This is a genomic window from Pseudomonas sp. GNP012, from assembly GCF_054343835.1.
The window spans coordinates 3196666-3222948 of record NZ_JBTGUU010000001.1 but is presented as its reverse complement, the minus strand read 5'-3'; the positions used below and the strand labels follow the sequence as shown (position 1 = coordinate 3222948).

The 26283-nt window shown below is 59.7% G+C and carries 23 protein-coding genes; 3 read left to right on the top strand and 20 right to left on the bottom strand.

Annotated features, from left to right (window positions below):
• Position 1: 1 nt before the first annotated feature.
• The 19 genes from nuoJ to ACXX83_RS14350 all read right to left on the bottom strand — a co-directional run bounded on the left by nuoJ (position 2) and on the right by ACXX83_RS14350 (position 21622).
• On the bottom strand, positions 2-505 hold the full coding sequence (nuoJ, locus tag ACXX83_RS14440; protein ID WP_015094373.1) for an NADH-quinone oxidoreductase subunit J: 504 nt from the start codon (positions 503-505) through the stop codon (positions 2-4).
• Positions 506-514: 9 nt separating this feature from the next.
• Positions 515-1060 carry an NADH-quinone oxidoreductase subunit NuoI gene (gene nuoI, locus ACXX83_RS14435; protein WP_015094374.1) on the bottom strand — a complete coding sequence of 182 codons (546 nt, stop codon included), beginning with the start codon at positions 1058-1060 and terminating at the stop codon, positions 515-517.
• 12 nt (positions 1061-1072) lie between these two features.
• Positions 1073-2080 carry an NADH-quinone oxidoreductase subunit NuoH gene (nuoH, locus tag ACXX83_RS14430; RefSeq protein ID WP_217835706.1) on the bottom strand — a complete coding sequence of 336 codons (1008 nt, stop codon included), beginning with the start codon at positions 2078-2080 and terminating at the stop codon, positions 1073-1075.
• Positions 2077-4791, bottom strand: a complete 2715-nt coding sequence (gene nuoG / locus ACXX83_RS14425; RefSeq protein WP_458548907.1) for an NADH-quinone oxidoreductase subunit NuoG — start codon at positions 4789-4791, stop codon at positions 2077-2079. The genes nuoH and nuoG overlap by 4 nt, the downstream gene beginning before the upstream one ends.
• 136 nt (positions 4792-4927) lie before the next feature.
• Complete coding sequence (nuoF, locus tag ACXX83_RS14420) at positions 4928-6283, bottom strand: NADH-quinone oxidoreductase subunit NuoF (RefSeq protein ID WP_057714158.1); 1356 nt, start codon at positions 6281-6283, stop codon at positions 4928-4930.
• Positions 6280-6777 (bottom strand): NADH-quinone oxidoreductase subunit NuoE, encoded by a 498-nt coding sequence (nuoE, locus tag ACXX83_RS14415; protein ID WP_008020715.1) that lies wholly within the window; start codon positions 6775-6777, stop codon positions 6280-6282. Before nuoE ends, nuoF begins: the two co-directional genes overlap by 4 nt.
• A 2-nt stretch (positions 6778-6779) precedes the next feature.
• Positions 6780-8564 (bottom strand): NADH-quinone oxidoreductase subunit C/D, encoded by a 1785-nt coding sequence (gene nuoC, locus ACXX83_RS14410; protein WP_458548905.1) that lies wholly within the window; start codon positions 8562-8564, stop codon positions 6780-6782.
• Positions 8565-8636: 72 nt separating this feature from the next.
• Positions 8637-9311, bottom strand: a complete 675-nt coding sequence (locus tag ACXX83_RS14405) for a NuoB/complex I 20 kDa subunit family protein (RefSeq protein ID WP_007970441.1) — start codon at positions 9309-9311, stop codon at positions 8637-8639.
• 10 nt (positions 9312-9321) lie between these two features.
• Positions 9322-9735: an NADH-quinone oxidoreductase subunit A gene (locus tag ACXX83_RS14400; protein WP_003223812.1), complete on the bottom strand. Its 414-nt coding sequence runs from the start codon at positions 9733-9735 to the stop codon at positions 9322-9324.
• 643 nt (positions 9736-10378) lie between these two features.
• The gene (aceA, locus tag ACXX83_RS14395) at positions 10379-11704 is read right to left on the bottom strand and encodes an isocitrate lyase (protein WP_007970439.1); all 1326 of its coding nucleotides are present in this window, start codon (positions 11702-11704) and stop codon (positions 10379-10381) included.
• Positions 11705-12177: 473 nt separating this feature from the next.
• A complete protein-coding gene (locus ACXX83_RS14390; protein ID WP_458548900.1) occupies positions 12178-12939 on the bottom strand; it encodes a secretin N-terminal domain-containing protein in 762 nt (253 codons plus the stop codon).
• A 324-nt stretch (positions 12940-13263) separates the two neighbouring features.
• Complete coding sequence (locus ACXX83_RS14385) at positions 13264-13689, bottom strand: GNAT family N-acetyltransferase (protein WP_217835703.1); 426 nt, start codon at positions 13687-13689, stop codon at positions 13264-13266.
• Positions 13682-14851 (bottom strand): ribosomal protein uL16 3-hydroxylase, encoded by a 1170-nt coding sequence (locus ACXX83_RS14380; protein WP_458548898.1) that lies wholly within the window; start codon positions 14849-14851, stop codon positions 13682-13684. The genes ACXX83_RS14385 and ACXX83_RS14380 overlap by 8 nt, the downstream gene beginning before the upstream one ends.
• An 86-nt stretch (positions 14852-14937) precedes the next feature.
• A complete protein-coding gene (gene purB / locus ACXX83_RS14375; RefSeq protein ID WP_015094389.1) occupies positions 14938-16308 on the bottom strand; it encodes an adenylosuccinate lyase in 1371 nt (456 codons plus the stop codon).
• A gap of 124 nt (positions 16309-16432) precedes the next feature.
• Entirely contained in the window at positions 16433-17056 is a 624-nt protein-coding gene (gene hflD / locus ACXX83_RS14370) for a high frequency lysogenization protein HflD (RefSeq protein WP_015094390.1), read from the bottom strand.
• Positions 17053-18186 carry a tRNA 2-thiouridine(34) synthase MnmA gene (gene mnmA, locus ACXX83_RS14365; RefSeq protein WP_458548895.1) on the bottom strand — a complete coding sequence of 378 codons (1134 nt, stop codon included), beginning with the start codon at positions 18184-18186 and terminating at the stop codon, positions 17053-17055. Before mnmA ends, hflD begins: the two co-directional genes overlap by 4 nt.
• 59 nt (positions 18187-18245) lie before the next feature.
• Positions 18246-18692 carry an NUDIX hydrolase gene (locus ACXX83_RS14360; protein ID WP_015094391.1) on the bottom strand — a complete coding sequence of 149 codons (447 nt, stop codon included), beginning with the start codon at positions 18690-18692 and terminating at the stop codon, positions 18246-18248.
• Between the two features lie 209 nt (positions 18693-18901).
• On the bottom strand, positions 18902-21127 hold the full coding sequence (locus ACXX83_RS14355; protein WP_458548893.1) for an NADP-dependent isocitrate dehydrogenase: 2226 nt from the start codon (positions 21125-21127) through the stop codon (positions 18902-18904).
• 327 nt (positions 21128-21454) lie between these two features.
• The gene (locus ACXX83_RS14350) at positions 21455-21622 is read right to left on the bottom strand and encodes a hypothetical protein (protein ID WP_172435730.1); all 168 of its coding nucleotides are present in this window, start codon (positions 21620-21622) and stop codon (positions 21455-21457) included.
• Between ACXX83_RS14350 and icd the strand changes: the two genes are divergently transcribed.
• Positions 21621-22877 (top strand): NADP-dependent isocitrate dehydrogenase, encoded by a 1257-nt coding sequence (gene icd / locus ACXX83_RS14345; RefSeq protein WP_458548891.1) that lies wholly within the window; start codon positions 21621-21623, stop codon positions 22875-22877. The two genes, ACXX83_RS14350 and icd, sit on opposite strands and share 2 nt — an antisense overlap.
• An 80-nt stretch (positions 22878-22957) precedes the next feature.
• Here icd and cspD read toward each other — a convergent pair whose 3' ends face one another.
• Entirely contained in the window at positions 22958-23212 is a 255-nt protein-coding gene (gene cspD, locus ACXX83_RS14340) for a cold shock domain-containing protein CspD (RefSeq protein ID WP_458548889.1), read from the bottom strand.
• A 223-nt stretch (positions 23213-23435) separates the two neighbouring features.
• Here cspD and clpS point away from each other — a divergent pair, with 223 nt between their 5' ends.
• Positions 23436-23798 carry an ATP-dependent Clp protease adapter ClpS gene (gene clpS / locus ACXX83_RS14335; RefSeq protein ID WP_015094394.1) on the top strand — a complete coding sequence of 121 codons (363 nt, stop codon included), beginning with the start codon at positions 23436-23438 and terminating at the stop codon, positions 23796-23798.
• A gap of 30 nt (positions 23799-23828) precedes the next feature.
• The gene (gene clpA / locus ACXX83_RS14330) at positions 23829-26099 is read left to right on the top strand and encodes an ATP-dependent Clp protease ATP-binding subunit ClpA (protein ID WP_007972069.1); all 2271 of its coding nucleotides are present in this window, start codon (positions 23829-23831) and stop codon (positions 26097-26099) included.
• The last annotated feature ends 184 nt before the right edge of the window (positions 26100-26283 follow it).

Below are 26283 nucleotides of genomic sequence, written 5' to 3'. Positions count from 1 at the left end.
GTCATTGCTCCTTGGCTTCGTTGCGGCCCAAGTGGAACGCCGTGACGGCTGCGGCGAGCAGCAGCATCGAGGCGAGTTCAACCACCAGCAGATAAGGACCGAACAGGCTGATGCCCACGGCCTTGGCGTCTACGGTGGTGTGGCCGATGGCTTCACCGGTCTGGTGGGAGAACAGCACGTACAGCAGTTCCACCAGCAGCAGCGTGGCGAGGAGGACCGGGCCGCCCCATATGCCAGGCTTGAGCCAGGCGCGCTCTTGCTGAACCGAGGCCGGGCCCAGGTTCAGCATCATCACCACGAACACGAACAGCACCATGATGGCGCCAGCGTAGGCGATCACTTCCAGGACACCGGCAAACGGTGCGCCGAGGGCGAAGAACGTCATGGCCACGGCGATCAGCGAAATGATCAGGTAGAGCAGGGCGTGCACAGGGTTGGTGTGGGTGATCACGCGAAGCGTGGACACCACAGCGATACCCGATGCGAAATAGAAAGCGAATTCCATCTTTCTTCCTTAAGGCAGCAAGCTCTTCACGTTGATCGGCTGGGCTTCGTTCTGCGCGGAGCCTTTCGGCTTCCCGGCAATCGCCATACCTGCAACACGATAGAAGTTGTAATCAGGGTTTTTGCCGGGGCCGGAGATCAGCAGATCTTCTTTCTCGTAGACCAGGTCCTGACGTTTGAACTCGGCCATCTCGAAATCCGGCGTCAGCTGGATCGCGGTGGTCGGGCAGGCTTCCTCGCAGAGGCCACAGAAAATGCAGCGCGAGAAGTTGATGCGGAAGAAGTCCGGGTACCAGCGACCGTCTTCGGTTTCAGCTTTCTGCAGCGAGATGCAACCGACCGGGCAGGCCACGGCGCACAGGTTGCAGGCTACGCAACGCTCTTCGCCGTCGGGGTCGCGGGTCAGGACGATACGCCCACGGTAGCGCGGCGGCAGGTAGACCGGTTCTTCCGGGTACTGCAGCGTGTCGCGCTTGCGGAAGGCGTGGCCGAAAATCATCACCAGGCTGCGAAGCTGGGTGTAGAAGCCATGCACGATGTCAAATATGTACTTCATGATTCTCTATCCTCACTGAGCCGCGACGGCGGGCGTGTTGAGCAACACGATCGCAGCGGTCACCAGCATGTTGACGAGGGTCAGCGGCAGGCAGAACTTCCAGCTGAAATCCATCACCTGGTCATACCGTGGGCGCGGGATCGAAGCGCGCAGCAGGATGAACATCATGATGAAGAACGCGGTTTTCAGTGCGAACCAGATGAACGGGATCTGCGGCAGGAGGCCGAACGGACCGTGCCAGCCACCGAAGAACAAGGTCACCAGCAGCGCCGAAATCAACACGATGCCGATGTACTCGCCGACGAAGAACATGCCCCATTTCATGCCGGCGTATTCAATGTGGTAACCGTCGGCCAGTTCCTGCTCCGCTTCCGGCTGGTCGAACGGGTGACGGTGAGTCACGGCCACGCCCGCGATGAAGAAGGTCAGGAAGCCGAAGATCTGCGGAATGATGAACCACAGGTTCTGAGCTTGATATTCAACGATGTCGCGCATGTTGAACGAGCCGACCTGGATCACGATGCCCATCAGCGACAGGCCCATGAACACTTCGTACGACACGGTTTGCGCCGAGGCACGCAAGCTGCCCAGCAGGGCGAACTTGTTGTTGCTCGACCAGCCGGCGAACAGCACCGCGTAGACCGAGAGGCCCGCCATGGCGAAGAAGAACAGGATGCCGATGTTGATGTCCGCCACGCCCCAGGTCGGAGTGATCGGGATGATCGCGAAGGCAATCAGCAGTGCGCTCATGGCCACGACCGGTGCCAGGGTGAAGATCATCTTGTCGGCGAATGGAGGCGTCCAGTCTTCCTTGAAGAACATCTTGATCATGTCGGCGGCGATCTGGAACGCGCCGAACGGGCCGACGCGGTTCGGACCGTAACGGTCCTGCCAGAGGGCGAGCAAACGACGTTCGACCCAGCTCAGCAGGGCGCCGCAGATCACCACGGCGAGCAGAATCACCACGGCCTTGAGGACCGTGATGATGATGTCGATCACTTCAGGAGTGAACCAGGTCATTGAGCTGCCTCCTGCAGACCGTCAACGGATTTGCCAAAGATCGCTGGCGGAATGCCGGCGATGCCCGCAGGCAATGCCACCAGGCCTGCGCCCAGTTCTTCATTGATGCGCAGCGGCAGACGCAGGGTCTGGCCGGCCACGTTCAGGCTCAGCATGGCACCGTCGTTGACGCCCAGGCGGTCGGCTTCGGACTTGGCCAGTGCAACGTAGGCCGCCGGAATGCGTTCCTGGACCGGAGCGGCTTTCGAAGAGTTTTCTTCGCTGCCGAACAGGTGGAAGAACGGCACGACCTGCCAGGTGCCTGGAGCCGGGTTGAACGCGCGCGGAACGCTGGCGAACCAGTTCAGCGAGTCACCGGCGCTTTCGATCAGGCGGGTGCCCGGGTCGCCAGCGCGGATGTGACCACCGACTTCGTCCTGGAACTTGTTCCAGGCTTGCGGCGAGTTCCAGCCCGGAGACCAGGCGAATGGCACTTGCTGACGCGGTTCGGCCGAACCCGAGTAACCTTCCATGGAGAAGGCGAACGCGGTGTCCTTGTCCTGCGGGGTACGCGGTTCGTGCACGCTGATGTCGGCGCGCATGGCGGTACGACCGGAGTAGCGCAGCGGTTCACGGGCCAGTTTCATGCCCTTGATGCGGAACGCGGCGGACGGTGCGGCGTCGACGATGCGGTTCAGTTGCGGAGTGCTCGAAGCAACGGCAGCGGTGACGTGGTCCAGCTGGGTCCAGTCGATCGGCTGATTCAGCAGGGTGGCGCGCAGGGCATGCAGCCAGCGCCAGCCTTCGTGAACCAGGATGCTCGCGTCCATGTACTTCGGATCGAAGACCTGGAAGAAGCGCTGGGCGCGACCTTCCTGGCTGACCAGGGTACCGTCGCCTTCAGCAAAGCTGGCGGCTGGCAGCACCATGTGCGCGCGATCGCTGGTGGCAGTCTTCTGATGGTCGGCGACGATCAGCACTTTGGCGGCGGTCAGCGCAGCATCCACACGGGCCTTGTCGGTACGGGTGTACAGGTCGTTTTCCAGCACGACAATGGCGTCGGCCTTGCCATCGATTACGGCTTGCAGCGCAGCGTCGACCGATTCGCCACCGAGCATGGCCAGGCCGAGGCTGTTGGCCTCCGGCACGATCAGGCTGATGGAACCGTTCTTCTCGCGCAGCTTCAGGGCCTTGGCGATGTTCGCGGCAGCTTCGATCAGGGCTTTGGAGCCCAGGGAAGTACCGGCGATGATCAGTGGGCGCTTGGCCGCGAGCAGGGCGTCGGCAATGCGCTTGGCCAGTTCGAGGGCTTCAGCGTCCAGGCCTTCAACGGCCGGTGCGCTGGCGTCGAGGGCGTGAGCCACGGCGAAACCGATGCGGGCCAGATCGTCCGGAGCGGCGTGAACGCACTCTTCGGCGATGTCGTCGAGCTTGGTTTCAGCCAGGCTGGCGATGAACAGCGGGTTCAGCGCGTGCTGGCCAATGTTCTTCACCGCGGCGTCGAGCCAAGGCTGGACGCGCATGGCGTCGGCCATGTCTTCGGCCTTGCCCTTGACCGATTGACGCAGGGACAGGGCCATGCGCGCAGCCGTCTGGGTCAGGTCTTCACCGAGGACGAACACGGCGTCGTGGTCTTCGATGTCGCGCATGTTCGGCACTGGCAGCGGGCTGTCCTTGAGCACTTGCAGGACCAGGCGGATGCGCTCCAGTTCGGCGGCTTCGATACCCGAGTAGAAGTGCTCGGCACCGACCAGTTCGCGCAACGCGTAGTTGCTTTCGAGGCTGGCGCGTGGCGAACCGATGCCGACGATGTTGCGACCGCGCAGCAGGTCGGCGGCTTTATCCAGCGCTTCGTCGAGGCTCAGCTTGGTGCCATTGGCCAGCAGTGGCTGACGCGGACGGTCTTCACGGTTGACGTAGCCATAGCCGAAACGGCCACGGTCGCACAGGAAGTACTGGTTCACCGAACCGTTGAAACGGTTTTCGATGCGACGCAGTTCACCGTAACGCTCGCCCGGGGAGATGTTGCAACCGCTGGAGCAGCCATGGCAGATGCTCGGCGAGAACTGCATGTCCCACTTGCGGTTGTAGCGCTCGGAGTGAGTCTTGTCGGTGAACACACCGGTCGGGCAGACCTCGGTGAGGTTGCCGGAGAACTCGCTTTCCAGGGTGCCGTCTTCAACGCGACCGAAGTACACGTTGTCGTGGGCGCCGAATACACCCAGATCGGTGCCGCCGGCGTAGTCCTTGTAGAAGCGCACGCAGCGGTAGCAAGCGATGCAGCGGTTCATTTCGTGGGAAATGAACGGGCCCAGTTGCTGGTTCTGGTGGGTACGCTTGGTGAAGCGGTAACGGCGCTCGTTGTGGCCGGTCATTACCGTCATGTCTTGCAGGTGGCAGTGACCGCCTTCCTCACAGACAGGGCAGTCGTGAGGGTGGTTGGTCATCAGCCATTCAACAACACTGGCGCGGAACGCCTTGGACTCTTCATCTTCGATGGAGATCCAGGTGTTGTCGGTGGCAGGGGTCATGCAGGACATGACGATGCGACCACGGGTGTCGTTCTCGTCGGTGTACTGCTTGACCGCGCACTGGCGGCAAGCGCCAACGCTGCCAAGGGCAGGGTGCCAGCAGAAATAAGGGATATCGAGGCCTAGCGACAGACATGCCTGTAACAGGTTGTCTGCCCCATCGACTTCGAGCTCTTTGCCGTCTACGTGGATAGTGGCCATGGTTCAAAGTTCTTCGTTGGCCCGGTGTCAGCGGGCGTGGCTAATGGAATCTTGTTATCCGCGTGAATCAACACAGCCGCTTGCGGCGTCATCACACGAAAAGCGAAGGGCACGGACCCTTCGCCTTTTTAAGCGGTTACGCGCCGACTACGATCGGCCTTGCCAGAGGCGGGACGGCGGCGCTGACAGGCGCGATACCGGCTTCGAACTCATGGCGGAAGTATTTGATTGCGCTGCCCAACGGCTCCACGGCGCCCGGTGCGTGAGCACAGAAGGTCTTGCCCGGGCCGAGGAAACCGACCAGACCCAGCAGGGTCTCGATGTCGCCTGGCTGGCCTTCACCGTTCTCGATGGCCATCAGGAGCTTGACGCTCCATGGCAAGCCATCGCGGCACGGGGTGCAGAAGCCACAGGATTCGCGGGCGAAGAACTGCTCCATGTTGCGCAGCAGGGACACCATGTTGACGCTGTCGTCCACCGCCATGGCCAGGCCGGTACCCATACGGGTACCCACTTTGGCGATGCCGCCGGCGTACATTTGTGCGTCCAGGTGTTCCGGCAACAGGAAGCCGGTACCGGCGCCGCCAGGCTGCCAGGCCTTGAGCTTGTAACCGTCGCGCATGCCACCGGCGTAGTCTTCGAACAGCTCGCGACCGGTGACGCCGAACGGCAATTCCCACAGGCCCGGGTTCTTGACCTTGCCGGAGAAGCCCATGAGCTTGGTGCCCATGTCTTCACTGCCTTCGCGAGCCAACGATTTGTACCAGTCCACGCCATCGGCAATGATTGCCGGCACGTTGCACAGGGTCTCGACGTTATTCACGCAAGTCGGCTTGCCCCACACGCCAACGGCGGCAGGGAAGGGCGGCTTGGAGCGCGGGTTGGCGCGGCGGCCTTCCAGGGAGTTGATCAGTGCGGTTTCTTCACCGCAGATATAACGCCCGGCACCGGTGTGGACGAACAGCTCGAAATCGAAACCGCTGCCCAGGATGTTTTTACCCAGCAGGCCTGCTGCCTTGGCTTCTTCCACGGCACGGTTCAGGTGCTTGGCGGCGGTGGTGTACTCGCCACGCAGGAAGATGTAGCCGCGGTAGGTTTTCAGCGCACGGGCACTGATCAGCATGCCTTCGATCAGCAGATGGGGCAGTTGCTCCATCAGCATGCGGTCTTTCCAGGTGTTCGGCTCCATTTCATCCGCGTTGCACAGCAGGTAGCGGATGTTGATGGATTCGTCCTTGGGCATCAGGCCCCACTTCACGCCCGTGGGGAAGCCTGCACCGCCGCGACCCTTGAGGCCGGAATCTTTCACGGTCTGGACGATGTCGTCCTGGGCCATGTCGGCGAAGGCCTTGCGCGCAGCTGCGTAACCGTTCTTGGCCTGGTACTCGTCGAGCCATACCGCTTCGCCGTCATCGCGCAGTCGCCAGGTGAGCGGGTGAGTCTCGGCCGAACGCTTGATGCGGTTGGCTGGACCGAAGGAAGTCAGGGTCATACGTAGCCCTCGAGCAATTTGGCAACGCCTGCTGGCTGCACATCACCGAAAGTGTCGTCGTCGATCATCAAGGCTGGTGCCTTGTCGCAGTTGCCGAGGCAGCAGACCGGCAGCAGGGTGAAACGACCGTCGGCGGTGGTCTGACCCAGGCCGATGCCGAGCTTGCTCTGGATTTCGCTGACCACGGACTCGTGGCCGCCGATGTAGCAGACCATGCTGTCGCAGACGCGAATGATGTGGCGGCCGACCGGCTGACGGAAGATCTGGCTGTAGAACGTCGCCACGCCTTCAACGTCGCTGGCCGGGATGCCGAGGATCTCGCCGATGGCGTACAGGGCGCCGTCCGGCACCCAGCCACGTTCCTTCTGGACGATCTTCAGGGCTTCGATCGACGCCGCGCGCGGGTCTTCGTAGTGATGCAACTCGTGCTCGATGGCCGAGCGCTCGGTTTCACTCAAGGTGAAACGGTCTGTCTGGATAAGCGTGCTGTTCATGCTTAGCGGTCCACGTCGGCCATAACGAAATCGATACTACCCAGGTACGCGATCAAGTCCGCGACCATGCTGCCTTTGATCACCGAAGGGATCTGCTGCAGGTGCGGGAAGCTTGGGGTGCGAATCCGGGTGCGGTAGCTCATGGTGCCGCCATCGCTCGTCAGGTAATAACTGTTGATGCCCTTGGTCGCTTCAATCATCTGGAAGGATTCGTTGGCCGGCATGACCGGGCCCCACGAAACCTGCAGGAAGTGCGTGATCAAGGTTTCGATGTGCTGCAGGGTGCGCTCTTTCGGCGGCGGCGTGGTCAGCGGGTGATCCGCCTTGTACGGGCCTTCCGGCATGTTGCGCAGGCACTGGTCGATGATCCTGATGCTCTGGCGCATCTCCTCGACACGCACGATGCAGCGGTCGTAGGCATCGCCATTGGCGGCCAGCGGCACTTCGAACTCGAAGTTCTCGTAGCCCGAGTACGGGCGCGCTTTACGCAGGTCGAAATCGCAACCGGTCGAACGCAGACCAGCACCGGTGACGCCCCATTCCAGGGCCTCTTTGGTGTTGTAGTCGGCGACGCCGATGGTCCGGCCACGCAGGATGCTATTGTCCAGGGCGGCTTTCTGGTATTCGTCCAGACGCTTGGGCATCCACTCGACGAAGTCCTTGACCAGTTTTTCCCAGCCGCGCGGCAGGTCGTGGGCGACGCCGCCGATGCGGTACCAGGCCGGGTGCAGGCGGAAACCGGTAATGGCCTCGATCACCGTGTACGCGCGCTGGCGGTCGGTGAAGGTGAAGAACACCGGAGTCATGGCGCCGACGTCCTGGATGTAGGTACCCAGGAACAGCAGGTGGCTGGTGATCCGGAAGAACTCGGCCATCATGATGCGGATGACATCGACCTTCTCGGGCACCTTGATGCCGGCCAGCTTCTCGACCGAGAGCACGTACGGCAGGTTGTTCATCACGCCGCCGAGGTAGTCGATACGGTCGGTGTACGGGATGAAGCTGTGCCACGACTGACGCTCGGCCATCTTCTCGGCGCCACGGTGGTGGTAGCCGATGTCCGGTACGCAATCGACGATCTCTTCACCGTCCAGCTGCAGGATGATGCGGAATGCACCGTGCGCCGAAGGGTGGTTCGGGCCGAGGTTGAGGAACATGTAGTCCTCGTTCGGGCCGGAGCGTTTCATGCCCCAGTCTTCCGGCTTGAAGCGCGCAGACTCTTCTTCGAGCTGCTGCTTGGCCAGGTTCAGGGTGAACGGGTCGAACTCGGTGGCGCGGGCCGGGAAGTCCTTGCGCAGCGGGTGACCTTCCCAGGTCGGCGGCATCATGATGCGCGACAGGTGCGGGTGGCCTTTGAAGTCGATGCCGTACATGTCCCAGACTTCACGCTCGTACCAGTTGGCGTTCGGCCAGATGCTGGTGATGGTCGGCAGGCTGAGGTCGCTCTCGGACAAGGCGACCTTGATCATTACGTCACTATTACGTTCGATCGACATCAAGTGGTAGAACACGGAGAAGTCGACGCCGTTCGGCAGCCCTTGACGCTTGGTACGCAGACGCTCGTCCACGCCGTGCAGGTCATAGAGCATGACGTACGGCTTGGGCAGGTTACGCAGGAAAGTCAGGACTTCGACGAGTTTGGCGCGGGCAACCCAAAGCACCGGCATGCCGGTGCGGGTAGGCTGGGCGGTGAACGCCTCCGGGCCAAAACGGTTGTTCAGTTCGACGACCACATCCTGGTCGTCTGCCTTGTAAGGCGGGATGTACAGAGCACTGCCTGTAGTCATGGTTATTTATCGCTTTCGGTCAACGTAAAGAATGAAGCCAGGTTCTCGTTCTATATAAGAAGCAGATCTGGATCAGACTTCGTCGGGGCTGCGCAGGTTGGTTACCTGAATACGCTGTTCGCGGCGCTTTTCCTTCTCGGAAGGCATCTCGGCGCGATACACGCCTTGATCGCCAACGACCCAGGAAAGTGGGCGGCGCTCCTGGCCAATCGACTCCTGCAACAGCATCAGACCTTGCAGGAAAGCTTCAGGGCGGGGCGGGCAGCCAGGCACGTAGACGTCCACGGGCAGGAACTTGTCCACCCCTTGAACGACGGAGTAGATGTCGTACATGCCACCGGAGTTGGCACACGAACCCATGGAAATAACCCATTTAGGCTCGAGCATTTGCTCGTAGAGACGCTGAATGATCGGCGCCATCTTGATGAAGCAGGTACCGGCGATAACCATGAAATCCGCCTGGCGCGGCGATGCCCGGATAACCTCGGCGCCAAAGCGCGCGATGTCGTGGGGCGCCGTGAAGGCGGTGGTCATTTCCACGTAGCAGCACGAAAGACCGAAGTTATACGGCCACAGGGAGTTCTTGCGCCCCCAGTTGATCGTGCCGTTGAGCACGTCTTCGAGCTTGCCCATGAAAATGTTTTTGTGGACTTGATCTTCTAACGGATCGGAAACGGTTTCCCGCTGGCCAATCGGATACTGCTCGTTAGGAGCATCGGGGTCGATCCTGGTGAGATTGTATTGCATTGCCAAAGCCTCATTGTTTCAGCTTCGCTTGCCGCTTGCGCCGAGCTTCCGGAGCCCAGTCAAGGGCGCCCACTCGGAATAGGTAGACAAGGCCTGCCAACAGAATTGCTATGAAAACGAGAGCTTCGACGAATCCGGTCCAGCCGCTTTCGCGGACGGACACAGACCATGCAAAGAGAAAGAGGGCTTCGATATCGAAGATCACGAAGAGCATCGCGACCAGATAGAATTTGGCTGAGAGCCGCAAGCGGGCGCCACCTGTAGGTAGCATGCCGGACTCGAACGGTTCGTTTTTGCTGCGGCCCCAGGCTTTTGACCCGAGGAGGCTGGAGACGCCCAGCATGAAGGCACAGAGGCCGACGACGCCTAGAAGGAAAATGGCAAAGCCCCAGTTGTGGGCCATGAGTCCTGTCGCTTCGGGCATGCTGGTAATCCTTAACAGAGAGCAAAGGTCTCTGAGCTTGAATAGAAACAAAAGCAGTGACGATATGTCGCAGCAATCAATCCCGCTGATTTTATGGCTAAACACCCGGCAAGTAAAATTCCCATAGCGAAATTATTTATAGGAATAAGGACATAGCGAGCCATAAAGGCCCTGCAGCCCATGCGTTACGGGCATTAGCGGACATTTCGTCAATTATGTTTTGTAGGGAATGTAACGAACATAGTTGCAGCTAAATGATAATCAATATTGTTTGGCTTGGTTTTTAATCTGCTTATCCTTCAGATGCTCGGGAAGTTGTCTTATATGGGCGTTACTGCAAGTAGCGACGGTGAGCGTTTTAGCGGATTTTTCTGACAGTGATAGCGCTCTGGATCAATGTTTCCATGGTCACCAGCATCACTTGTAGGAGCGAGCCCGCTCGCGATGGTGGTCAACGATGACGCAGGAGGCCTGAAAACCCGCGGTGTCCTCAGGTTCATCGCGAGCAGGCTCGCTCCTACAGGGGGGGGCATTGAGTCGCAGGCAAAAAAACGCCCCGAACCAGGCGGTCGGGGCGTCAGATGTGCAGCGTTGCGGTTAGCTTTCTATCGTGTCCGCAGCGGCTGTTTACTCAAGAAGCAGATCAGTGGAACTGTTCTTCTTCAGTCGAACCGGTCAGTGCGGTTACCGAAGACGAGCCACCCTGGATCACGGTGGTCATGTCGTCGAAGTAGCCGGTGCCCACTTCCTGCTGGTGAGCCACGAAGGTGTAACCCTTGGCGGCGTCAGCGAATTCCTGCTCTTGCAGCTTCACGTAGGCAGTCATGTCGTTGCGGGCGTAGTCGTGCGCCAGGTTGAACATGCTGTGCCACATGTTGTGAATGCCGGCCAGGGTGATGAACTGGTGCTTGTAGCCCATGGCGGACAGTTCGCGCTGGAACTTGGCGATGGTCGCGTCGTCCAGGTTTTTCTTCCAGTTGAAGGAAGGCGAGCAGTTGTACGACAGCAGTTGGTCCGGGTATTCCTTCTTGATCGCTTCAGCGAAGCGACGAGCCTCGTCCAGGTCCGGCTTGGCGGTTTCGCACCAGATCAGGTCGGCGTACGGAGCGTAGGCCAGGCCGCGAGCGATGGCCTGGTCCAGACCGGCGCGCACTTTGTAGAAGCCTTCCTGGGTACGTTCGCCGGTTACGAATGGCTGGTCGTACGGGTCGCAGTCGGACGTCAGCAGGTCAGCGGCGTTGGCGTCGGTACGGGCCAGGATGATGGTCGGAGTACCGGCGACGTCAGCTGCCAGGCGGGCAGCGGTCAGCTTCTGCACGGCTTCCTGGGTAGGAACCAGTACCTTGCCGCCCATGTGGCCGCATTTCTTCACGGAAGCCAGCTGGTCTTCGAAGTGAACGCCGGCGGCGCCTGCTTCGATCATGCTTTTCATCAGCTCGTAGGCGTTCAGTACGCCGCCGAAACCGGCTTCGGCGTCAGCCACGATCGGTGCGAAGTAGTCGATGTAGCCAGCGTCGCCAGGGTTCTTGCCGGCTTTCCACTGGATCTGGTCGGCACGACGGAACGAGTTGTTGATGCGCTTGACCACGGTTGGAACCGAGTCCACCGGGTACAGCGACTGGTCCGGGTACATCGATTCGGCGGAGTTGTTGTCCGCAGCAACCTGCCAGCCCGACAGGTAGATCGCCTGGATGCCGGCTTTGACTTGTTGTACAGCCTGGCCGCCGGTCAGGGCGCCCATGCAGTTGACGAAATCTTTCTCAGGACGGAAGGCTGGCTTGGCACCCTGGGTGACCAGGTTCCACAGCTTCTCGGCGCCCATTTTTGCAAAGGTGTGCTCAGGTTGAACCGAGCCACGCAGGCGGACGACGTCAGCAGCGGAGTAAGTGCGTGTCACGCCTTTCCAGCGCGGGTTTTCAGCCCAGTCTTTTTCGAGGGCTGCAATTTGCTGTTCGCGTGTCAGTGCCATGGGAGATAAACCTCGTCGCGTCTTTATGAAAAGTTGTTCTGCGGTGGAAAATTCCTGCGCTCGCTGACCAGAAGCTTAAGCGGTCAAGTCGGATTCGGCGGGGAGGGCGACGGGATGAACGACGGGCTCGAGGGGAAGTGAGCAGGTAAAGGCGAACTGCGGGCGCATTCGGGCGTCGTGGGCCTTGGTACGAACATCAGTGTGGTGCCGGGTTACCTATTACGCTTCCGTCCCTCGGGACAACTTCGTTCCAGTCGACAACCTCGTCAAACACACCTTGTGGGCGGTACAGACACGAAGCGGTTCGCGGGGTAGGTGCGAACGTCGCCTCGAAGGCCCTTGCCAGGGCCCCTGATTAGCGGGAGCGAGGCCATCATGCCTTCGCTTTTTTGGCTCGTCAAACGTTTTGTAGTGCTTTTTTTCAAGCACTACATCTTTGGTCTAATACGACTCGTCAGTCAGTTTTTGGTGATTTAGTCCAAGGTGTCGACTTTCACCCGCAAAGTCATGTCGTTGCGGCTCTGGGTTGAGTAGCTGCGGGTCTGGCCCTGTTTGTCGGCCTGGGTCTGGCCATTGACCCCGGCCAGCAGGATCCACTCACCGAGGTGGCCGGTGACGGTTGTGTCGGTACTTTGTACGTTCACTACATCGGGACGCTCCTGGCTCATGCGGTCACGATTGGTGCTGATCGAGAGGTGAACGATGTCGCCGGTGACGTTTGCGGTGACGTAAAAGCCCTGGGTGACGTTGCGGTATTCGGTCTGGCTGCGCAGGTCGCCATAGCCATCGGTCTGCGAACTGGTCAGAGGCACGCTCTGGCCGACCTGGATCAGCGCCGGTGTGCCTTCGCTGGCCTGCACTTGCTGAATTCCGCCGTCACGGCTGTCGGTGCTGTAGTTGATGATGCGGGTCTGGGCTGGCTTGGCGCCGTTCACCGAATAACCCTGGTCACCTTGGAAGTTGTTGTCGCTGGTGTCGACAGTGATCAGCAGGCGCTTGGGTGTCGTATCGAGTTGGGAAAGAAGGGCCTTAAGTTCGTCGATCTTGCGCTGATCGGCGTTGACGATGAGTTGATTGCCGTAGGCGCTGACCTGTCCATCCTTGCCGATGAAATCCTGCGCCACCGGCAGAAGATCGGCGCTGGTGCGGTAGTTCAGGGGCACGATTTCGGTGGCTGCCATGACCGAAAAACTGCAGGCTACCAGCAGGGTGCTGAGCAGGGTGCGTAGGGACATATCCGTTATCTCCGGCTTTGTGGTGTGTGTAGGAGCGAGCTTGCTCGCGATGGTCGTGAACGATAATGCGCAAGCCTGACACCCCGCGGCGTTCTCAGGAACATCGCGAGCAAGCTCGCTCCTACAGGTGCATGTGTTGATATTGCCAGTTTGTCGGCTGGTAGTGGCGCTAGTTGAATCCTGGACAGCAAAACGCCCCGGTATCCGAAGATAGCGGGGCGTTTTGTGGTGTTCTTCAGGGCCCCTTCGCGGGCAAGCCCGCTCCCACAGGTTTTGCGCGATCCTTGTGGGGGCGGGCTTGCCCGCGATGGGGGCTGCTCGGTCTCAGGCCGAATGCCGAACCATGTCCACGTGCGGAATCCCGGCTTCCAGGAACTCCTCACTGACCAGGTTAAAGCCCAGGCGCTCATAGAACGCCGTGGCTTGTACCTGGGCGCTGAGCATCTGCTGCTTGAGTCCGCGCTCTTCGGCTTCGCCGATGACCGCTTGCATCAGCGCATCGCCGACTTTCAGGCCGCGCCAGTCCTTGAGTACCGACACCCGGCCGACATGTCCATCGGGCAACAGGCGGGCGGTACCGATTGGAAAGTCGCCTTCGTAAGCGAGGAAATGCACTGCATCAATGTCATCGGCGTCCCATTCCAGTTCTGGCGGAACGGATTGCTCGGCAACGAACACCGCTTCACGAATGCGCCGAATCTCGGCGTTGTCCTTTTGCCAGTCTGCGACACGTACGTGAATCTTATTCATCGGCAAACCCCAGGCTTCCTTGCTTGACCAGTTCGCACAACAGGCCGCGGCCGTCTTCATCGCTCAACCATTCGCCGAGGTTGTCGGCGTGCAGCGCGTCGGCGGCGCAGATCATCTTCAGCAGTTCGCGCAGTTTGCCCGGCAGGTAGCGGCTCTGGCCGCTGGCGAACAGCAGCAGGTCGTCATCGACTTCGGACCATGCCAGGCGCGCGCTCGGGTTGCGAATCAGGATCGCGCCTTGCTCCAGGGCGGACATGAAGTCCTCTTCTTCGACGTCTTCCGGACCCACCACCAGTTCCGGGTAGCGTGGCTCGGTCATGAACTGGCCGAACCAGGTCAGCAGCAGGCGCTCGTCGCTCATGTGCTCGGCCAGCAGGCCTTTGAGGCGGTCGAGTGCATCGCGCTGGATCTGGTGAGGATCGGCAGTCGGCAAGGCGTCGGCGTCGGTGTAGCGTTCTTCGTCCGACAGGAACTGGCTGAGGAAGTCGGTGAAGTGGGTCAGCACTTCAGCGGCGCTCGGCGCGCGAAAACCGACCGAGTAGGTCATGCAGTCATCCACGGCGACGCCGCAGTGGGCCAGGCGCGGCGGCAGGTAGAGCATGTCGCCTGGTTCCAGCACCCATTCATCGGTGGCTTCGAATTCGGAGAGGATGCGCAGATCGGCGTGGGCCAGCATCGGGCTCTCGGTGTTGCACATCTGGCCGATCTTCCAGTTGCGCTTGCCGTGGCCTTGCAGCAGGAACACGTCGTAGTTGTCGAAGTGCGGACCCACGCTGCCGCCTGGTGCGGCGTAGCTGATCATCACGTCGTCGATGCGCCAGCTCGGCAGGAAGCGGAAATTTTCCAGCAGTTCGCTGACTTCCGGGACGAATTGATCCACGGCCTGAACCAGCAGGGTCCAGTCACATTCAGGCAGCTTGCTGAATTCATCTTCGGCGAACGGGCCGCGACGCAACTCCCATGGACGCTCGCCATTCTCGATGATCAGGCGCGATTCGACTTCTTCTTCCAGCGCCAGGCCGGCCAGTTCGTCGGCGTCGATCGGGCTTTCGAAATCAGGAATCGCCTGGCGGATCAACAGCGGCTTTTTCTGCCAGTAATCGCGCAGGAATTCCCGTGCCGTGATGCCGCCCAGAAGTTGAAGAGGAATATCAGGATTCATGTGTAACCTATTGAAAAAATGCACTTTTCAGACGGGAATAAAAACGCCCGGCGCGGCCGGGCGTCTTCAAAGGGTCTAGCGATCGATCAGATGCGTCTGGCTTGTTCCACAGCGTTGCCGATGTAGTTCGCCGGGGTGAGCAGTTTCAGCTCGGCCTTGGCGGCGGCTGGCATGTCCAGGCCGTCGATGAAAGTCTGCAGCGCTTCAGGGCTGATGCCCTTGCCGCGCGTCAATTCTTTCAGTTTTTCGTACGGGTTTTCGATGTTGTAGCGACGCATTACGGTCTGGATCGGCTCGGCCAACACTTCCCAGCAAGCGTCCAGGTCAGCGGCAATCTTCTGCTCGTTGAGCTCAAGCTTGCTGATGCCCTTGAGGCTGGCTTCGTACGCGATCACGCTGTGGGCGAAGCCGACGCCGAGGTTGCGCAGTACGGTGGAGTCGGTCAGGTCGCGCTGCCAGCGGGAGATCGGCAGCTTGCTCGCCAGGTGCTGGAACAGTGCGTTGGCGATGCCCAGGTTGCCTTCGGAGTTTTCGAAGTCGATCGGGTTGACCTTGTGCGGCATGGTCGACGAACCGATTTCGCCAGCGATGGTGCGCTGTTTGAAGTAACCCAGGGAGATGTAGCCCCAGATGTCGCGGTCGAAGTCGATCAGGATGGTGTTGAAGCGGGCGATCGCGTCGAACAGTTCGGCAATGTAGTCGTGCGGTTCGATCTGCGTGGTGTACGGGTTGAAACCCAGGCCCAGTTCGTCTTCGATGAAGGCGCGGGCATTGGCTTCCCAGTCGATCTCGGGGTAGGCCGACAGGTGGGCGTTGTAGTTGCCGACAGCGCCGTTGATCTTGCCCAGCAGCGGAACGGCAGCGACTTGAGCGATCTGGCGCTCCAGACGGTAAACCACGTTCGCCAGTTCTTTGCCCAGGGTGGTCGGCGAGGCCGGTTGACCGTGGGTGCGCGACAGCATTGGCACGTCGGCGAAGCGGATGGCCAGTTCGCGGATGGCGTTGGCGGTCTGGCGCATCAGCGGCAGCATCACGTCATCACGGCCTTCGCGCAGCATCAGGGCGTGGGACAGGTTGTTGATGTCCTCGCTGGTGCAGGCAAAGTGGATGAACTCGCTGACCTTGGCCAGCTCCGGCAGCTTGGCCGCTTGCTCTTTGAGCAGGTATTCGATGGCCTTGACGTCGTGGTTGGTGGTGCGCTCGATCTCTTTGACGCGCTCGGCGTGCTCCAGAGAGAAGTTTTCCGCCAGGGCGTTGAGCACAGCGTTGGCTTCGGCGGAGAACGCCGGCACTTCGCTGATGGCAGGGTGAGCGGCCAGGCGCTGGAGCCAGCGCACTTCAACCAGAACGCGGGCACGGATCAGGCCGTACTCGCTGAAAATTGGGCGCAGGGCCTGGGTTTTGCCGGCGTAGCGGCCGTCAACAGGGGAAACCGCAGTGAGCGAAGAGAGCTGCATGGGGTGTTCTCGGACAGTCGGGCAACGAAATGGGGCGCGTATCATACATGAAAAAATCCGCCGGTCCGTCGCCAACTGACCGGCGTATTACGCGTATTGCTAAGTTCTATTCTGTCGATGCGGGTTATTCGTTACGCATCAAGGGGTAAAGCTCTTTGAGCAATTTGCGACGGCTGATCACCAGCTGCCAGCGATGACCGCCCAATTGCCGCCACAGGCGTGCAGAACGGATGCCGGCCAGCAGCAGGGCACGAATTTTCGAGGCGTTGCTCGGTTGTTGCAGGTTGCGCATGTCGCCGTGCACCTGGATGCGTTGGCGCAGGGTGCTCAAAGTATCCTGGTACAGCGCGCCGCAGGCGGCGATCACGTTTTCGTGTGCCGGGCCGAAGTGTTCGACCTGGGACTGGATCTGCGGCAAACGCTTGCCGATCACCTCGAGCATGTCCTCGCGCTTGGCCAGTTGGCGCTCAAGACCGAGCATTGCCAGGGCATAGCGCAGCGGCTCGCGCTGCAGGGTGCTTGGGTCGCGCTCAAGGGCGCCGATCAGGGCGCGATAGCCTTCACGCAGGTTGATGTCATCGCCGCCATAGACTTCCAGGGTGTCCTTGGGGTCGCGGATCAGCAGGCTGCCGAGCATGCAGCTCAGGCCGGCCTCGTTGGTCTGGCCGCTCTTGGCAATCCTGTCCACCAGCACGGCGGCGAGAAACACGCCGCCCAGTGCTGTCAGTTGCTCCTGAATCGGGTTCATAGGGCCTGGCCCTTGCTCGTCCACGGCTCGGCTACTTCAATCACGCCGCCGCCGAGGCAGATCTCACCGTCGTAGAACACCACGGACTGGCCTGGAGTGACCGCGCGTTGCGGGTCATCGAAGGTCGCGCGATAACCGGTGGCGGTTTTTTCCAGGGTGCAGGGCTGGTCGCTCTGACGATAACGAACCTTGGCGGTCAGCTTGCGTGGCTGGCTCAAGTCGATCGGGTTGACCCAGTAGATATCGGAAGCGAGCAGGGCGCGGGAGAACAGCCACGGGTGGTCATTGCCCTGGCCAACGATCAGCTCGTTGTGCTCCAGGTCCTTGATCAACACGTACCACGGCTCGTCACTGGCGTCTTTCAGGCCGCCGATGCCCAGGCCCTGGCGCTGGCCGATGGTGTGATACATCAGGCCGTGATGACGGCCGATGATTTCACCTTCGGTGGTCTTGATCTCGCCCGGTTGTGCCGGCAGGTACTGTTTGAGGAAGTCGCTGAAACGGCGCTCGCCGATAAAGCAGATCCCGGTGGAGTCCTTCTTCTTCGCGGTTGCCAGCTCGTACTTTTCGGCAATCGCGCGCACTTGCGGTTTTTCCAGCTCGCCGACCGGGAACAGGGTCTTGGCGATCTGTTCGCCGCCGACGGCGTGCAGGAAGTAGCTCTGGTCCTTGTTCGGATCCAGGCCCTTGAGCAGTTCGGTGTGACCATCGATGTCGCGGCGACGCACGTAGTGGCCGGTGGCGATCAGGTCGGCGCCAAGCATCATGGCGTAGTCGAGGAACGCCTTGAACTTGATTTCGCGGTTGCACAGGATGTCCGGGTTCGGCGTGCGTCCGGCCTTGTATTCGGCCAGGAAGTGCTCGAACACATTGTCCCAGTACTCGGCGGCGAAGTTGGCGGTGTGCAGCTTGATGCCGATCTTGTCGCACACGGCCTGGGCGTCCGCCAGGTCATCCATGGCGGTGCAGTATTCCGTTCCATCGTCTTCTTCCCAGTTCTTCATGAACAGGCCTTCCACCTCATAGCCCTGCTCGATCAGCAGGAGGGCGGAAACGGAAGAGTCCACGCCGCCGGACATGCCGACAATGACGCGCTTCTTTTGTGTGTCAGAAGGGGCTGGATCACGCATAGGGATTCAATGAGTGTCTTGAAAAAGGACGCGATTCTAACAGGCCGGAGCCTGCATGGCTAAAGAGAAGGACGGATCAATGCAAGGCCGAAGTGAATGCCTGCCAGATAGTCATCGATGCAGCGCATGATCAGCTCGCTGCGCCAGTTGCCGCGCTGCTCGATTAATTCCTCGCGGGTCAACCACTTGGCGCCGACGATGCCGTCGTCCAGTTGATAATCAGGGTGGTGTTTCAGCGGTTTTGCGATGAAGCAGACCCGCTGGTAGGTTACGCCGTTGCTCGGGGCGGTGTAGAGGTAAATGCCCAGTACGCCGGTCGGTTCGACGTCCCAGCCGGTTTCCTCGAGGGTTTCGCGCACGGCGGCTTCGGTCAGGGTTTCGTCCGGATCGAGATGCCCTGCGGGCTGGTTGAGCACCACGCGACCGTGCTTGAGTTCTTCGACCATCAGGAAGCGGCCATTGTCTTCGACGATGGTGGCGACGGTGATGTGGGGTTTCCAGTCCATGAGATCTCCTCGAAGTTGAAATGCTGTCCCTGTGGGAGCGGGCTTGCTCGCGAAAGCGGTGGGTCAGTCAATAAAGATGTTGAATGATAAACCCCTTTCGCGAGCAAGCCCGCTCCCACATTGGATCGGATTTCACCGATAAAAATATGTATGGGCCACAAACACAAACCCCGGCACATGGCCGGGGTTTGTGATGTTCCCTTACAACCTTAAACCAGCGCTGCAACCGCCGCGTTGAAGGTTGCGCTTGGGCGCATGGCCTTGCTGATCAGCTCGGCGTCGGCGTGGTAGTAACCGCCGATGTCCACTGACTTGCCCTGAACGGCGTTGAGTTCGGCAACGATGGTCGCCTCGTTCTCGGTCAGGGTTTTGGCCAGGGTCGCGAACTGCGCTTGCAGTGCAGCGTCTTCGGTCTGGGCGGCCAGGGCTTGAGCCCAGTACAGCGCCAGGTAGAAGTGGCTGCCGCGGTTGTCGATGTTGCCGACTTTGCGCGATGGCGACTTGTTGTTGTCCAGGAACTGGCCGGTGGCCTGGTCCAGGGTCTTGGCCAGTACCAGCGCCTTTGGATTGTTGTAGGTCACGCCCAGGTGTTCCAGGGACGCGGCCAGGGCCAGGAACTCACCCAGCGAATCCCAGCGTAGGAAGTTCTCTTCCAGCAATTGCTGAACGTGCTTCGGAGCCGAACCGCCGGCGCCGGTTTCGAACAGGCCACCGCCGTTCATCAGCGGCACGATCGACAGCATCTTGGCGCTGGTGCCCAGTTCCATGATCGGGAACAGGTCGGTCAGGTAGTCGCGCAGTACGTTGCCGGTCACCGAGATGGTGTCTTTACCTTCGCGGGTGCGCTGCAGGGTGAACTTCATGGCGTCGACCGGCGACATGATCTGGATGTCCAGGCCGGCGGTGTCGTGATCCTTCAGGTAAGCCTGAACTTTCTCGATCACCACGCCGTCGTGGGCGCGCATTGGGTCCAGCCAGAAAATCGCTGGAGTGCTGCTGGCGCGAGCACGGTTGACTGCCAGTTTGACCCAGTCCTGGATCGGTGCATCTTTGGTCTGGCACATGCGGAAGATGTCGCCGGCTTCGACCGACTGCTCCAACAGCAGGTTGCCCTTGCTGTCGGTGACGCGAACAACGCCGTCAGCCTTGATCTGGAAGGTCTTGTCGTGGGAGCCATATTCTTCGGCTTTCTTCGCCATCAGGCCAACGTTCGGCACGCTGCCCATGGTGGTCGGGTCGAATGCGCCATTGGCTTTGCAATCTTCGATCACAGCCTGGTAGATGGTGGCGTAGCAACGATCCGGGATCACGGCCTTGGTGTCGTGCAGCTGGCCGTCGGTGCCCCACATCTTGCCGGAGTCACGGATCATCGCCGGCATCGAGGCGTCGACGATCACGTCGCTCGGTACGTGCAGGTTGGTGATGCCTTTGTCGGAGTTGACCATCGCCAGGGAAGGGCGAGCGGCGTAGACCGCCTGGATGTCAGCTTCGATGGCCGCTTGCTGTTCAGCAGGCAGGGCCTTGATGCGAGCGTACAGGTCGCCGATGCCGTTGTTCAGGTTGAAGCCGATCTGTGCCAGCACGTCAGCGTGCTTGGCCAGTGCGTCTTTATAGAACTCGGCAACGATCTGGCCGAACATGATCGGGTCGGAGACCTTCATCATGGTGGCTTTCAGGTGAACCGACAGCAGCACGCCTTGTGCCTTGGCGTCTTCGATTTCGGCGGCGATGAAGCGGCGCAGGGCGTTTTTGCTCATGACCGCGCAATCGAGGATCTCACCGGCTTGTACGCTGGTCTTTTCTTTCAGGACGGTGGCGGTGCCGTCTTGAGCGATCAGTTCGATTTTGACGGCGTCAGCGGCGTCGATCAGGGCGGCTTTTTCGCTGCCGTAGAAATCGCCGGTGCTCATGTGCGCAACGTGGGACTTGGAGTCCTTGGCCCAGGCGCCCATTTTGTGCGGGTGCTTGCGCGCGTAGTTCTTGACCGACAGCGGAGCGCGGCGGTCGGAGTTGCCTTCACGCAGAACCGGGTTCACGGCGCTGCCCTTGACCTTGTCGTAGCGCGCCTTGGCTTCTTTGTCGGCGTCGCAGGTCACGGTTTCCGGGTAGTCCGGCAGGTTGTAGCCCTGGGCTTGCAGCTCTTTGATCGCGGCTTGCAGTTGTGGAACCGAAGCACTGATGTTCGGCAGCTTGATGATGTTGGCTTCAGGCGTAACGGCCAGGGCGCCCAGTTCGGCGAGGTGGTCGGCTACGGCTTTGTCACCCAGTTGCTCGGGGAAGCTGGCCAGGATGCGCCCTGCAAGAGAGATATCGCGGGTTTCAACGGCGATATCAGCCGAGGCGGTGAAGGCCTCTACGATAGGCAACAGTGAATAGGTGGCGAGGGCAGGAGCTTCGTCGGTGAAGGTATAGATGATCTTCGAGCGGGTGGGCATATTCGGATTAACTCTCTCTTCTTTGCTAAAGCGTGCGCAGAAACTCGAGGGCGCCGGGTAAGCGCGTTCGTTCAAAGTCATCCATGAGCCGAATATCGAGGTTTCGTTGCTGTGATGTTGGGTGCATCAGTAGGGCGTCATGCAGTCGGGCTGCGGTAACAGACCGGCTAATCAGGCGTAAACACTCATCGTAGAGCTGTTCAGTCCGTCGTGACCCTTTAGTCAGCGGCGGCATTATACATAGGTAGCTGGCAATCTGCCGATGGTTCATACGCAACGAATGTCGTCCATTGGTCTAAAGGTCGCAGGGGCGAGGAGGGCGTAAGGTCATTCGTCGTGCTTGAGTTTGGCGTTTTTCCCTTTGCTTTCAGGCTTGTAGGTCGCTGGTTGTGCGGCTTTGCGGCATATGGATAGAACATAGGGTTTGCGCGCCGATTCAACTGGGTTACGCTCGAACCAAGCCAGATGTTCAATCCAATCAATGGAGTTCAGCATGGGTTACAAGAAGATTCAGGTTCCAGTCGTCGGCGACAAAATCACCGTCAATGCAGACCATTCTCTCAATGTTCCTAATAACCCGATCATCCCCTTCATCGAAGGCGACGGCATTGGCGTCGACATCAGCCCGGTCATGATCAAGGTTGTCGATGCTGCAGTTAAGAAGGCTTATGGTGGCGAGCGCAAGATTTCCTGGATGGAGGTGTACGCCGGGGAAAAAGCGACTCAGGTCTACGATCAGGACACCTGGCTGCCTCAGGAGACCCTGGACGCGGTCAAGGATTACGTGGTTTCCATCAAGGGCCCGCTGACCACCCCGGTCGGTGGCGGCATCCGTTCGCTGAACGTGGCCCTGCGTCAGCAACTCGATCTGTACGTCTGCCTGCGCCCGGTGCGCTGGTTCGAAGGCGTGCCCAGCCCGGTCAAGAAGCCGGGTGATGTCGACATGACCATCTTCCGCGAGAACTCCGAAGACATCTACGCCGGCATCGAGTGGAAGGCCGGTACGCCGGAAGCCACCAAGGTCATCAAGTTTCTTAAAGAAGAAATGGGCGTCACCAAGATCCGTTTCGACGAGAACTGCGGTATCGGTGTCAAGCCGGTTTCGCTGCAAGGCACCAAGCGTCTGGCGCGCAAGGCCCTGCAATATGTGGTCGACAACGATCGCGATTCGCTGACCATCGTGCACAAAGGCAACATCATGAAGTTCACCGAAGGTGCCTTCAAGGAATGGGCCTACGAAGTGGCGGCTGAAGAGTTCGGCGCGACCCTGCTCGACGGCGGTCCGTGGATGCAGTTCAAGAACCCGAAAACCGGCAAGAACGTCATCGTCAAGGATGCCATCGCCGACGCCATGCTCCAGCAGATCCTGCTGCGCCCGGCCGAATACGATGTGATTGCGACCCTGAACCTGAATGGTGACTACCTCTCCGACGCCCTGGCGGCGGAAGTGGGCGGTATCGGTATTGCACCGGGGGCCAACCTGTCCGACACAGTGGCCATGTTCGAAGCCACCCACGGTACGGCGCCGAAGTACGCCGGCAAGGACCAGGTCAACCCGGGTTCGCTGATCCTCTCCGCTGAAATGATGCTGCGCCACATGGGCTGGACCGAAGCGGCCGACCTGATCATCAAGGGCACCAATGGCGCGATTTCCGCCAAGACCGTGACCTATGATTTCGAGCGTCTGATGGAAGGGGCGAAACTGGTGTCGTCTTCCGGTTTCGGTGATGCGCTGATCTCGCACATGTAAGAACACGCAGGTACACAAAAACCGCCTGATTCAAGAAGTTGAGCCAGGCGGTTTTTTTATGACTGGATGACGCGGCGGTATTAAACCGAAACGGTCTGCTCAGGTGACGGTGTCGCGGTTTTCGAGGCGTCCACCGGGTTAACGATGTTGACCGCGTGAAGGCCTTTGGGCCCCTGGATGATCTCGAATACGACAGCTTGCCCGGCTTTCAGGGTTTTATATCCTTCCATTTTTATGGCCGAGTAGTGGGCAAACAGATCCTCTGTCTTGCCTTCCTCGTTGATGAATCCGTAACCCTTGGCGTTGTTGAACCACTTCACCTTGCCGACTGCCATACCCAACTCCCTCTGCAACAGACTCCATCACTGGAGTATCATCCACTACATCCGCAGTCGAACCTGTAAATAAGTTTGACTCCGCGGACCTTTTTTACCCACTGTGGGCTCTATTGGTTGTAACACCCTTTTGCCGATAGTCAAGCTGACCGGCAGTCGGAGTTGAAATCGCTGATAGCCGCCCCCACCACTGTATTTGAACAACTGACGAACCTTTCTTTCCATGCATGCAATCAGCCAGATTCGACTAACATTCAATCAGGATCGCCCTGATTTACACGACGACGATTCCGCAGGCATTGCTGTTCAGGAGGCAAAGCCTGCTCTACAGGCGCCGCCAATGTACAAGGTGGTTTTGTTCAATGATGACTACACACCGATGGATTTCGTCGTCGAAGTGCTCGAGGTGTTTTTTAACCTGAATCGCGAGCTGGCGACCAAGGTCATGCTGGCCGTCCATACAGAAGGACGGGCAGTATGTGGAGTGTTTACCCGCGACATCGCGGAGACCAAGGCCATGCAGGTCAACCAGTACGCCAGGGAAAGCCAGCATCCGCTACTCTGTGAAATCGAGAAGGACGGTTAATCGCCGACCACTTGGGTATGAGGTGAAGCTATGTTAAACCGCGAGCTCGAAGTCACCCTCAATCTTGCCTTCAAGGAAGCCCGTTCGAAGCGTCATGAGTTCATGACCGTCGAACACCTCCTGCTGGCCCTATTGGACAATGAGGCTGCCGCCACCGTTCTGCGCGCGTGCGGCGCAAACCTCGACAAACTCAAGCATGACCTGCAGGAGTTCATCGACTCCACCACGCCATTGATCCCCGTGCATGACGAGGATCGCGAAACCCAGCCAACCCTGGGCTTCCAGCGTGTACTGCAACGTGCTGTGTTTCACGTACAGAGCTCGGGCAAACGCGAAGTGACTGGTGCCAACGTGCTGGTCGCGATCTTCAGTGAGCAAGAGAGTCAGGCGGTGTTCCTGCTGAAACAGCAGAGCGTTGCCCGCATAGATGTCGTCAACTACATCGCCCATGGCATTTCCAAGGTGCCGGGGCATGGCGATCACTCTGAAGGTGAGCAAGATATGCAGGACGACGAGGGCGGTGAGTCTTCTTCCTCGGGCAATCCTCTGGATGCTTATGCCAGCAACCTCAACGAACTCGCGCGCCAGGGACGTATCGATCCGTTGGTGGGACGTGAGCTGGAAGTCGAACGTGTCGCACAGATCCTGGCGCGTCGGCGCAAAAACAACCCGCTGCTGGTGGGCGAGGCGGGCGTGGGTAAAACCGCGATCGCCGAAGGCCTGGCCAAGCGCATTGTCGACAACCAGGTGCCGGACCTGCTGGCCAACAGCGTGGTTTACTCCCTTGATCTGGGTGCCTTGCTGGCCGGTACCAAATACCGTGGCGATTTCGAGAAGCGCTTCAAGGCGTTGCTCAATGAGCTGAAGAAACGGCCGCAGGCGATCCTGTTCATCGACGAGATCCACACCATCATTGGTGCGGGTGCTGCGTCCGGTGGCGTCATGGATGCCTCGAACCTGCTCAAGCCGCTGCTGTCCTCGGGTGATATCCGTTGCATCGGATCGACCACCTTCCAGGAATTTCGCGGCATCTTCGAGAAGGACCGTGCCTTGGCCCGGCGTTTCCAGAAGGTCGATGTGTCGGAGCCTTCGGTTGAAGACACCATCGGCATTCTGCGCGGCCTGAAGGGGCGTTTCGAAAGCCATCACAATATCGAATACAGCGATGAAGCCCTGCGCGCGGCTGCCGAACTGGCTTCGCGTTACATCAACGATCGTCACATGCCGGACAAGGCGATCGATGTGATCGACGAAGCGGGTGCCTACCAGCGCCTGCAACCGGTCGAGATGCGTGTCAAGCGCATCGAAGTGCCTCAGGTCGAGGACATCGTCGCGAAAATCGCGCGGATTCCGCCAAAACACGTCACCAGCTCCGACAAGGAACTGCTGCGTAACCTCGAGCGTGACCTGAAGTTGACCGTATTTGGTCAGGATGCCGCGATCGACTCGCTGGCAACCGCGATCAAGTTGTCCCGTGCGGGCCTCAAGTCCCCTGACAAGCCTGTCGGTTCGTTCCTGTTCGCAGGGCCTACCGGTGTCGGTAAAACCGAAGCGGCGCGTCAGTTGGCCAAGGCGCTGGGTGTCGAGCTGATTCGCTTCGACATGTCCGAGTACATGGAGCGCCACACCGTATCGCGTCTGATCGGTGCGCCTCCGGGCTATGTCGGGTTCGACCAGGGCGGTCTGCTGACCGAAGCCATCACCAAACAGCCACACTGCGTGCTGTTGCTCGATGAAATCGAGAAAGCGCATCCGGAAGTCTTCAACCTGCTGCTGCAGGTCATGGATCACGGTACCTTGACCGATAACAACGGGCGCAAGGCGGATTTCCGTAACGTGATCGTCATCATGACGACCAACGCCGGTGCCGAGACAGCTGCTCGTGCTTCGATCGGTTTCACCTTCCAGGACCACTCGTCCGATGCGATGGAAGTGATCAAGAAGAGCTTCACGCCGGAATTCCGTAACCGTCTGGACACCATTATCCAGTTTGGTCGCCTCAGTCATGAGGTCATCAAGAGCGTGGTGGACAAGTTCCTTACCGAACTTCAGGCGCAGTTGGAAGACAAGCGAGTGTTGCTGGAAGTCACCGATGCGGCCCGCAGCTGGCTGGCCGAAGGTGGCTACGACGCGGCGATGGGTGCTCGCCCAATGGCTCGCCTGATCCAGGACAAGATCAAGCGTCCACTGGCGGAGGAGATTCTCTTTGGCGAACTGGCCGAACATGGCGGTGTGGTGCACATCGACATCAAGGATGGCGAGCTGACCTTCGAGTTCGAGACCACGGCCGAGATGGCCTGACGTTTAATCGCAACAAAGCAAAAAGGCGCCGAAAGGCGCCTTTTTGTTGTCTGTAGGTCATGCACAAATCCAGTGTGGGGGCGGGCTTGCTCGCGAAAGCGTCGGCATATCCAGCATCCCTGTGTCAGACAGATCGCATTCGCGAGCAAGCCCGCTCCCACAGGGTTTGGTGTGATGGCAGCTA

Bases quoted from the DNA above. Each gene is read 5' to 3' on its own strand.
- ACXX83_RS14390 (WP_458548900.1), bottom strand. From the start codon at position 12,939: ATGTCCCTACGCACCCTGCTCAGCACCCTGCTGGTAGCCTGCAGTTTT.
- ACXX83_RS14405 (WP_007970441.1), bottom strand. From the start codon at position 9,311: ATGCAATACAATCTCACCAGGATCGACCCCGATGCTCCTAACGAGCAG.
- icd (WP_458548891.1), top strand. From the start codon at position 21,621: ATGGGTTACAAGAAGATTCAGGTTCCAGTCGTCGGCGACAAAATCACC.
- ACXX83_RS14350 (WP_172435730.1), bottom strand. From the start codon at position 21,622: ATGCTGAACTCCATTGATTGGATTGAACATCTGGCTTGGTTCGAGCGT.
- nuoJ (WP_015094373.1), bottom strand. From the start codon at position 505: ATGGAATTCGCTTTCTATTTCGCATCGGGTATCGCTGTGGTGTCCACG.
- nuoI (WP_015094374.1), bottom strand. From the start codon at position 1,060: ATGAAGTACATATTTGACATCGTGCATGGCTTCTACACCCAGCTTCGC.
- hflD (WP_015094390.1), bottom strand. From the start codon at position 17,056: ATGAACCCGATTCAGGAGCAACTGACAGCACTGGGCGGCGTGTTTCTC.
- nuoF (WP_057714158.1), bottom strand. From the start codon at position 6,283: ATGACCCTGACTTCCTTCGGTCCAGCCAACCGCATCAAGCGTTCGGCC.
- nuoG (WP_458548907.1), bottom strand. From the start codon at position 4,791: ATGGCCACTATCCACGTAGACGGCAAAGAGCTCGAAGTCGATGGGGCA.
- aceA (WP_007970439.1), bottom strand. From the start codon at position 11,704: ATGGCACTGACACGCGAACAGCAAATTGCAGCCCTCGAAAAAGACTGG.
- nuoC (WP_458548905.1), bottom strand. From the start codon at position 8,564: ATGACTACAGGCAGTGCTCTGTACATCCCGCCTTACAAGGCAGACGAC.
- mnmA (WP_458548895.1), bottom strand. From the start codon at position 18,186: ATGCGTGATCCAGCCCCTTCTGACACACAAAAGAAGCGCGTCATTGTC.
- ACXX83_RS14400 (WP_003223812.1), bottom strand. From the start codon at position 9,735: ATGCCCGAAGCGACAGGACTCATGGCCCACAACTGGGGCTTTGCCATT.
- ACXX83_RS14360 (WP_015094391.1), bottom strand. From the start codon at position 18,692: ATGGACTGGAAACCCCACATCACCGTCGCCACCATCGTCGAAGACAAT.
- ACXX83_RS14385 (WP_217835703.1), bottom strand. From the start codon at position 13,689: ATGAATAAGATTCACGTACGTGTCGCAGACTGGCAAAAGGACAACGCC.
- clpA (WP_007972069.1), top strand. From the start codon at position 23,829: ATGTTAAACCGCGAGCTCGAAGTCACCCTCAATCTTGCCTTCAAGGAA.
- purB (WP_015094389.1), bottom strand. From the start codon at position 16,308: ATGCAGCTCTCTTCGCTCACTGCGGTTTCCCCTGTTGACGGCCGCTAC.
- ACXX83_RS14380 (WP_458548898.1), bottom strand. From the start codon at position 14,851: ATGAATCCTGATATTCCTCTTCAACTTCTGGGCGGCATCACGGCACGG.
- ACXX83_RS14355 (WP_458548893.1), bottom strand. From the start codon at position 21,127: ATGCCCACCCGCTCGAAGATCATCTATACCTTCACCGACGAAGCTCCT.
- nuoH (WP_217835706.1), bottom strand. From the start codon at position 2,080: ATGACCTGGTTCACTCCTGAAGTGATCGACATCATCATCACGGTCCTC.
- nuoE (WP_008020715.1), bottom strand. From the start codon at position 6,777: ATGAACAGCACGCTTATCCAGACAGACCGTTTCACCTTGAGTGAAACC.
- cspD (WP_458548889.1), bottom strand. From the start codon at position 23,212: ATGGCAGTCGGCAAGGTGAAGTGGTTCAACAACGCCAAGGGTTACGGA.
- clpS (WP_015094394.1), top strand. From the start codon at position 23,436: ATGCATGCAATCAGCCAGATTCGACTAACATTCAATCAGGATCGCCCT.